The organism is Paracoccus sp. FO-3 (assembly GCF_006386455.1).
In the GTDB taxonomy this organism is placed as follows: domain Bacteria; phylum Pseudomonadota; class Alphaproteobacteria; order Rhodobacterales; family Rhodobacteraceae; genus Paracoccus; species Paracoccus versutus.
This window is the reverse complement of sequence record NZ_VCBQ01000159.1, coordinates 1-7,549: the sequence shown is the minus strand read 5'-3', so window position 1 is coordinate 7,549 and position 7,549 is coordinate 1. Positions and strand designations below refer to the sequence as shown.

At 61.8% G+C, this 7,549-nt stretch carries 13 protein-coding genes; 4 read left to right on the top strand and 9 right to left on the bottom strand.

All coding sequences use genetic code 11. The annotated features are described in order from the left end of the window. Positions 1 to 4: 4 nt before the first annotated feature. Entirely contained in the window at positions 5 to 277 is a 273-nt protein-coding gene (locus tag FE811_RS24895; RefSeq protein ID WP_140849203.1) for a hypothetical protein, read from the bottom strand. A gap of 93 nt (positions 278 to 370) precedes the next feature. Here FE811_RS24895 and FE811_RS24890 point away from each other — a divergent pair, with 93 nt between their 5' ends. Genes FE811_RS24890 through FE811_RS24880 form a run of 3 tightly spaced genes read left to right on the top strand, consistent with a single transcriptional unit; the run spans position 371 to position 1,402 of the window. After that, positions 371 to 619 (top strand): type II toxin-antitoxin system VapB family antitoxin, encoded by a 249-nt coding sequence (locus FE811_RS24890; RefSeq protein ID WP_140849201.1) that lies wholly within the window; start codon positions 371 to 373, stop codon positions 617 to 619. Continuing rightward, positions 619 to 1,038 (top strand): type II toxin-antitoxin system VapC family toxin, encoded by a 420-nt coding sequence (locus FE811_RS24885; RefSeq protein WP_140849199.1) that lies wholly within the window; start codon positions 619 to 621, stop codon positions 1,036 to 1,038. The genes FE811_RS24890 and FE811_RS24885 overlap by 1 nt, the downstream gene beginning before the upstream one ends. A 22-nt stretch (positions 1,039 to 1,060) precedes the next feature. Beyond that, positions 1,061 to 1,402: a hypothetical protein gene (locus tag FE811_RS24880; protein ID WP_140849197.1), complete on the top strand. Its 342-nt coding sequence runs from the start codon at positions 1,061 to 1,063 to the stop codon at positions 1,400 to 1,402. Positions 1,403 to 1,509: 107 nt separating this feature from the next. Here the strand turns inward: FE811_RS24880 and FE811_RS27705 are convergent, their stop codons facing one another. Continuing rightward, positions 1,510 to 1,671 (bottom strand): hypothetical protein, encoded by a 162-nt coding sequence (locus FE811_RS27705; protein WP_157903891.1) that lies wholly within the window; start codon positions 1,669 to 1,671, stop codon positions 1,510 to 1,512. A gap of 308 nt (positions 1,672 to 1,979) precedes the next feature. Next, positions 1,980 to 2,330: a single-stranded DNA-binding protein gene (locus tag FE811_RS24875; protein WP_167356475.1), complete on the bottom strand. Its 351-nt coding sequence runs from the start codon at positions 2,328 to 2,330 to the stop codon at positions 1,980 to 1,982. A 502-nt stretch (positions 2,331 to 2,832) separates the two neighbouring features. On the opposite strand from FE811_RS24875, the gene FE811_RS24870 reads away from it, so the two are divergent. Continuing rightward, positions 2,833 to 3,207 (top strand): thermonuclease family protein, encoded by a 375-nt coding sequence (locus FE811_RS24870; RefSeq protein ID WP_181180965.1) that lies wholly within the window; start codon positions 2,833 to 2,835, stop codon positions 3,205 to 3,207. 77 nt (positions 3,208 to 3,284) lie between these two features. On the opposite strand, the gene FE811_RS24865 is transcribed toward FE811_RS24870, so the two are convergent. The 6 genes from FE811_RS24865 to FE811_RS24840 all read right to left on the bottom strand — a co-directional run bounded on the left by FE811_RS24865 (position 3,285) and on the right by FE811_RS24840 (position 7,520). After that, complete coding sequence (locus tag FE811_RS24865) at positions 3,285 to 3,647, bottom strand: hypothetical protein (protein ID WP_074647518.1); 363 nt, start codon at positions 3,645 to 3,647, stop codon at positions 3,285 to 3,287. Positions 3,648 to 3,750: 103 nt separating this feature from the next. Continuing rightward, positions 3,751 to 3,990, bottom strand: a complete 240-nt coding sequence (locus FE811_RS24860; RefSeq protein WP_140849193.1) for a hypothetical protein — start codon at positions 3,988 to 3,990, stop codon at positions 3,751 to 3,753. Positions 3,991 to 4,056: 66 nt separating this feature from the next. Further along, complete coding sequence (locus FE811_RS24855) at positions 4,057 to 4,320, bottom strand: hypothetical protein (protein WP_088716891.1); 264 nt, start codon at positions 4,318 to 4,320, stop codon at positions 4,057 to 4,059. After that, positions 4,313 to 4,945, bottom strand: coding sequence for a hypothetical protein (locus FE811_RS27700; protein WP_181180964.1), 633 nt, complete (start codon positions 4,943 to 4,945; stop codon positions 4,313 to 4,315). Before FE811_RS27700 ends, FE811_RS24855 begins: the two co-directional genes overlap by 8 nt. Positions 4,946 to 4,991: 46 nt before the next feature. Next, positions 4,992 to 6,818 (bottom strand): ParB/RepB/Spo0J family partition protein, encoded by a 1,827-nt coding sequence (locus tag FE811_RS24845; RefSeq protein ID WP_255469845.1) that lies wholly within the window; start codon positions 6,816 to 6,818, stop codon positions 4,992 to 4,994. A gap of 303 nt (positions 6,819 to 7,121) precedes the next feature. Then, complete coding sequence (locus FE811_RS24840) at positions 7,122 to 7,520, bottom strand: DUF3768 domain-containing protein (RefSeq protein WP_140849189.1); 399 nt, start codon at positions 7,518 to 7,520, stop codon at positions 7,122 to 7,124. Between the last annotated feature and the right edge of the window lie 29 nt (positions 7,521 to 7,549).

The window sequence follows — 7,549 nt, the reverse complement described above, 5'->3', positions numbered from 1 at the left end:
CGACTTACTTGGAGAATGTGGGATCAACCAGACACCAATGCGTCGGCTTCACCAGCTCGTAATTGAACTGGCCGGGCGACACCAATGCCAAGGCATTTTCATAGGATTCGACAGCCCAACTATTTGCGGCATCGTCCCAGAAAATTTTCCCAAAGAAATCGGAAGCGGCTCGGCCTTTGTGATCGTAGATGACGAAATACCCAAGGACGCGATCTGAATCCTGCTCCTCCTCTGTAGGGCTGCGGTCGTCAAAACTGATCCATCCGGTCACTTCCATAAACGCCATCCTTCCTTGCTAAGCCCCATTGACTTTGCCTACGCTGCATATACATTACGGCATATACGGATATACGGCAAGGGATATGCGAAAATGGCGGGTCTTTTCATCAGGGATGAAACGGTGAACGCGCTTGCTGTGGAGGCGATGAAGCTGACCGGCGCAGACAACAAGACGGAAGCGGTTCGAGCTGCGTTGCAGGCTGCCATCACGGCGGCGAAAGATCAAGTTCCGCTCATGGAACGTCTTGAAGCTGCACGGAATCTTGCCGACCAGGTTGGGCCAGTCGATCCCGACTATGACGCAAAAGCCGACGCTGATGCGATGTGGGGTGAAGAGTGATGTTCATCGACGCCTCGGCAGTCATAGCCATTCTGAACCGTGAACCTGGCTCTGACGAGCTGGTGAAGCGGTTGGCGGCCAGCGACAAGCAACCGCTGTTTTCACCGCTGGCGCGGTTCGAGGCGGTTGTTGGACTTGCCCGGTCGCGGTCGGGCAAGCACAAGACGCCCGACGCCGACCAGATCGAGGCCGCGCGAGCGGCCGTCGATCTGTTCTTCAGCGAGGCCCGCGCGAAAAGCGTGATGATTTCGGACAGCCTTGGCGGTGGCGCTCTTGAAGCGGCTCGGACCTATGGCAAGGCGGTGGGTCACGAGGCCGATCTGAATTTCGGGGATTGCTTCGCATATGCCTGCGCGAAGGGATACCGTGCGGCGCTTCTCTACAAGGGCGATGATTTTGCAAAGACCGATCTCGCTTGAGGTCGGAAGAAAGGAGCTTTCGATGAAACTGAGCGCGACAAACCTGATGCGAAGCCTGCCAGCGGTGGCATATCTGCTTGGCGCAGCAGCAGCTCATGCGCAGGAAGGCGCGGCTGACGATTGTGAGCTGGTGAGCGCGGCCATGACGCAGATGGTGCAGGCGAACATCGCCAACATCGAAGTGACGGGCAACATGCTTCAGAACCAGGCTGCCATGCTGGCGCATCTGGCAACGAGCGGCGATGACGACGCCTTGGCGGCGGCGGCGGCCGTCACTGAGAACCTGGGCCAGCTTCAGGTGCCGAGCGGCCCGGCCATTACGGATGGAATGGCGGCGCTGCGGCGCATCTGCCCCGAGGGGTAAGAGGGGCCGTCTGCCCCCGCGCCTCGCGGCGCTCCCCCGAGGATATTTCAGGGAAGATGAAATGCAGAAAAGGCCAAGCCCCGGAGGGCCTGGCCGTTGCAGCCGCCCTACTCGGGGCGGCGCTTGAGGGTGATCCCGACCTTCAGGAAGCCGAGGTTGATCGAGATCGTAAGGCTGAGGTCGATTGCGCGCAGCAGCTTGCGGATGGCACGGAGCCGGCGAGCGGCGATGCGACGAAGTTTGATGGAACGCTTGCGAATGAATTTCATGGTCTGTCTCCTGATTGAAAAAACGAGGCTCGGTGACACGGCGGGAAAGGCGGGCCGTCAACACGCGCGCAGCGCCCCGAAGGGCTTGGTGTTGACGGCTCGCCGCGCCGTGTAGAGTGGCCGCTGTTTTTCAAGGAGGCAGACCCTGCACCTTCGCAGGGGGTCCAGTGTCGCATTGCCGCTTGTCGGCGGTTCGGAGCTGAAGGCTGTGAAGCGCGATCGGCCGCCCTCTCGATGGGGGCGGCCGATTGGTCGGGGCGCAGCGCCGCGCCCGAAGGGCAGGCGGGCCGCGAGGCCCGCCCGGGCGGTCAGCCCGCCTGTTGCCGCTCCATCTGCTTGCGGATCATGTGGGCCAGGTTGGAGAAGTTGTCGCAGGCCAGTTTCACGCCGTGGCGGGTTTCGCCGCTATTGGTCTCGTAGCTCTCGGAGCGGATGGTGCCGGTCGCGCGAACCAGGTCGCCTTTGACGGTGTTTTCCTTGACCCATTTGATGACGTTCTCGTTGAAGATGCTCACGTCGTTCCAGAAGGGTTTCGACTGAAAGTCGCCGTGATTGTCCTTGCGGCCATACTCGGCGGCGATGGAAACCCAGAGGACGCCGTTGCCTTCCTTGATCTGACCGACCCGACCGATGATTTCAAACTCTGCGAAGGTATTCATTTTTAGTCTCCTTGGTATCTTAGTGTTTCGATGAAAAACGGTCATGCTGGTCCTCGATGCGATCAAACCAAAAATCGGAGGGTCCGCAAAGCGGAAACCGATTTTTTGATTGAAGGGCGGGGCGTTAGCCCCGGACGGTCGCTAAGAGAGGAACAAGCAATGTTCCGTTTGAGAAACACGGGCCAAGGAGACGTGTGAATACCTGGGTTGCACGAATTTCAGTGTCGGTTTCAGATCAAGGAAGGCGGCGGCGTGTGGATCTCGACAGAGGCTCGATTCATACTGCAAGGACAATCACGGCGACGGTCGAAACCTGGGGCGACGGATGCTCATCTGCGCAGCGGCAAATGGGTCAAGGAAAACCCGATGGCGGCCTAGCGACAACCGGCACAGGAACGGAAGAGGGCAGAGCGGCTTGCGAAACTGGCGGCGAGAAACTGGATCGAGACGCGGACGACATGCGCGACGCAGGCGCTTGTTTGGAGTTGCGGCAATAGGTGCGATGATCGTCGCGGCCTTGCTGTCGATCGACACCGGGACGGCGGCGGAGCCGATCAATCCGGCTTCAGTCTATGTGATCGACGGCGACACGATTGACCTGGGCGGTGAGCGGTTCCGGCTTGTCGGTCTCGACACGCCGGAAACCTACGATCCGCAATGTGCATATGAAAAGGCGCTTGGTGACGAGGCGACGAGGCGCTTGCGCGAGCTGATCGGCTCCGGCGAGCTGGTGGAACTGATCGTGTTGCCGGGCCGTGACCGATATGACCGAGGGCTTGCGCGGCTTTATATCGGTCGTGCGGATGTGGCCGGTATCCTGATCGGGGAAGGGCTGGCGCGGGAATACAATGGGGGCAGGCGGCAGGGTTGGTGCTGACGGCCAAGCCGCGAAGCGGCCCCTGCGCGGGTAGCGCAAGGCCGGTGCGGCGGGGCGCAGTCCCGCCACACCGGGCATCACCCTCGGCGCGGCCCCTTTCGGAACCAGCCCATGACGATAATCGTGATGCCGATGGCGAGCAGGTAGAGAACGGCAATCATCCAGATCAGCATGAACGCCTCGCCAAGCTGCCGGGTGAATGTCCGTTCTGCGCCGAACAGGAAATGCTCGGACCCGCTCATGGCCCATCCCATGACAATGCCGAATCCGAGGGCAGGCAGGAACACAGTCAGGAAGGCCAGCATATAGCGGTTGATCGTCGGTCGCCCCCCGCGCCAGCAGGCCCGGACGACACGGCCCGGACGAAAGACGATCTCGGCCATGCGATACTGAAGCAGATCGAGGCTATCCTTGAAGGTGGTTTCGTCGTCGTCGTGCATGATCGTCCTGAATGTCGGTCCCTGGAAAAAAGAGGCCCCGCGCGAGCGGGGCCAGTGTTATCCTCACCACAAGGATATTCTCAAAAAGCTGGCCTGCCCGGCGTCAAAGATGCGCGCGGCGGCTCCGAATTTCGTTCGACAGATTGGCGGCTTGTGCGAAGCACCCGAAGGCGATGGCTGTGCCGATCCAGTAAATCAGATTGGGGACGTTGACCCCGACGAAGAACGCGATGCAAGCGGCGATCACGATGGCCGCGCCAGCAGCTCCGATAAAGAACCAGTTCCACATCTTGCCGATCAGGTCGGCAATGATTTCTTCAGCGTGAGCGCGGCGATCAAACATCTAAGTTCTCCTTTAGTTCCAGTCGTAGCACAGTCGATCAGTTCTCGCCAGCGCCATGAATATCCCTCAGAACAAAGCCAGTTGCTCGGGCTGTGGCCGAATGCCGACGCGCCCGCGTGGATCAATGATCCATCCGTCGCCGTCGCGCAGGATGCTGGCGTCAGGTCCGTGCTGGTCGATGAAGACGCGATCCGCCTCCACCTTGCGGCTGTGATGAAAGTCGCTCGCCATGTGGCCGCTCGGGCGGCGGCACCAGACGCCGGGCGCTCTGCCGCAATCGGGGCAGCGCACGGCGAGGACCGGATGACGGTGGGCGGTGAAATCAGGCATGGGCGTTCTCCAATTCTCCGAGGCGAAGGAATAGCTGCGAGGCCAACACGCGATCCTGGGCGGCGCGGTCGCGATCCTTGTTCTTCGATGCCGCCAGTTGCAGATGGTGATAGGCTGCGTGACGTTCCGCCAGCGGGTGACGGTCAGGATCGGCGGCAATCTCCCGCGCCTTGAGGATCGTCACGAACAGATCAGATGAAGCGAACAGGTTCGCGATCCTCGCGCCCGAGGCGTCGGTGCGCGACAGCGGGAAAGGCGGGCGTTTCAAGTCGATCCTGCCTTGGCTGTAGCTGTGCAGGACGCTCAACAGATAAGACGGGTCGGCGGGGTATGGGGCGCAGTCCCATGCCCGCCGCACGGCGCGGCGCTCATCGCCGGGCAGGGCGTCGATCTGGCGGCGGGCTTCATGCCACTTCTCTGCCCGTGCGCGACGGTCCCTGACTTCCTGTTCGGACCATGCCAGTGCGCGGTCTGCCATAACGCGGTCCTCGCTCGGCTGTGCCTCGGCAATCTGATCGGCCAGCAACGGAAGGGCCTCACGCTCAAGGCGCTGTTTCCGGCGCAGCGCGGCCCGCTTGCGGGGCGTGTCGGTGAACGGGTGTCGGGGTGAACGCTTGAATCTCATGGGAACCTCCATCGGTGGGCGGGGCGCTGACGCCCCGCCCTCGATCTCACTTCATGCCTTCAGGCAGCCATGCGCCGATCTTCGCGGCCTGCTCGTCGGTGACGCCGAGGGCGCTGCGCAGATCGTGGTCGCCACGGAACAGGGCTTCCAGCTTGTCGGCCTTCTCGCCCTTTTTCAGCTTGGCGAAGGTCGTGGCGGTCGGGTGATCGTCGGACAGGTCCAACAGATCGCGCCACAGATCGTTGAGGTAGGGGCCACCGACGCGGGAAAAGAAGTTCGCCGCATTGGGGGTCCAGACTTCGCGGATATTCGGCTGCGTCTCCTTGTCGATCATCGCGGCCAGCTTCTCGTCGCCGCCCCGATATTGAGCGGCAAGGAACCGGACCAGTTCACCGCGCACATGCTCCGGGCCTTTCTTGCGAAACGCGCGGAAGGATGCGCCAAGGTCTTTCGCATCCCACATATCGCGCGGCGGGTTGCTGGTCAGGCGCTCGTCAAGGGCATAGCCCTCGGCCTCGGTCGAAGGCCAGTTCGGAACCTCGGTCGTGGCAATGCCAAGCGGATCGTTCCAGCGCAGGGCGTGGCTCAACTGGTAGGCCAGAAGGTCGATCAGCAGATCGGGATCGCGCAACACCGCATGTTGCCGTGCGCCCTGTGCGACACGGGACAGGTCGTCGCGCAGCTTCTGGCTGATAGGGGATTTCGGCTCGGCCTCGGCGCTCGAATGGCTGGACTTGCGCAGGAAACCGGCCTCGATGGCGGCGGCCCGGTCCTCGCGCGTCACCAGCCCCTCGGCGGTCTGAACCTCGCCGCTCTGGTTGACGTAGACAAGGACGCCCGAAACGGCCTTCTGTTCGGCGCTGAATGCACCATCCAACACGGCTTGCAGCGCCGCCAGTTCGGCCTCGCCCTCGGCGTCCAGAACCTCACCTTCGGCCAATTCCGCCAGTTCGTCGTAACGCTCTGACTGCTCTTCGGTGAGCGTCCCTTCATCCCGATAGATGCGGTCCAGCTTCCGTTCCTCGATCTCGTAATAACCGAGATAGGTGGTCTCCATCGCCTCGGCCCATTTCCAACCGTCGCCGGTCATGGCCTCGGCGGTGGCTTTCAGCTTCGCCTTGAACAGTTCGTCCAGCAGGGCAACATCATCGAAATAGGTCTGGTCTGCGAAAAGGTCGCCAGTGACGCGCCCGCCCTCGGCCTCGTAAGCCTCAAGGCCAACAAACTTCACGCGCCGATCCGTGCTGCGCACCGAGTCCGGTTTGAGCATCTGCTTGATCTGGTGATCGCTGTAGCCCTCGCCCCGCACCTTTTCCAGCACGGCCAGCGTGTTCGCCTCGTCCTCGCTGACGGTGAAGGCGGCGGCGTTCGACAGGGTGATTTCCCCGGCCTTCAAGGCGTCCAGAACCGACACCGGCAGGCTTGCCAGCTTCAAGCGGCGATAGACGTGCTTTTCATTGACGCCGAACGCGATGGCGATGGAGGGAACCGGAACGCCCCGCTCGGCCATGCTGCCATATTCGCGGATTTCATCGGCGGCATGGGGTTGCTCGCGGTGGTGGTTCTCGCTCGATGCCCAAATCTCGGCGGTCGCCTGATCGGGTGCGATCTTCACGGAAACCGTAGCGAAGCGCGGATCGTCTTGCAGCAGAGCCAGGGCGCGAAGCCTCCGGCCTCCGGCCACGATGCCAACCTTGCCGGTTTCATCGCGCAGCCCTGCGAGGTTCTGGATCAGGCCAAGCTGGCGGATATTCTCTGCCAGTGCCTCGATCCCCTCGGGGCTGAACACGGTGCGCGGGTTCAGGTCGGAAACATACAGATCATCGAAGGGAACCTGTTCGATGGGGGCGATGATCGTCTCTTGCTTTGTCATGGGTCTTATCCTTGTCGTGTGGTGAGTTTTTGTGTTATCGGTGCCCCAGCCCTGACGGGCTGAGGCGAGGGGGCTTAGATGGCCCCGTGCTGGATCAGGAAGCGGCGTCCGATGCCAAAGTGATCGCCCTTCCTGAGAAGCGCCCAAGCCTCGGCAATGCGGCGCTTCATGGTTTCATTGCTCATTGATTTCACCTTCCTTTCCGTTGTGGTGAGGGGTGGGAGAGGCGCTTGCCGCCCCTCCCTTGGGCCTGCTCGACAGGCCAGCCTCGGCGCGGGGCAGGGAGAGACCCCGCAACCGAACTCAGTATTCCTCGGGCAGAAGGATGGTCAGCACGCGGCGGGTCTTGGCGGTGTCCGTGCAATCGTCGGAACCGAACTCATAGCCCGCGTCGTAGAGGTCGATTTTCCAGTAAAGCCGAACCTCGCGTTCGCCTTCGGCCACGGTGAAGATGCCGAAATCGTGGGTGCCGTAAGGGTCGTTGTCCTCGGTGAACTCGGAAAACTGCATGACCGCGACCATGATCGCCACTTGTGCCTCGTGCGACAGTGCGGCCACGCCGCGCGTCATGACGATCTGGCCGGGAACGGTGAAGTCAGCGCCCCATGTGGTGCGGAACTGGTCGTTTTGCGCCGCGATCAGAGCGACACGCGCCGCCTCGACAGTCGCATCTGCGGTGTTTTCCGAATGAATATCAGCCATGACTGGCCTCCTTGTGGTGATGCCCTATC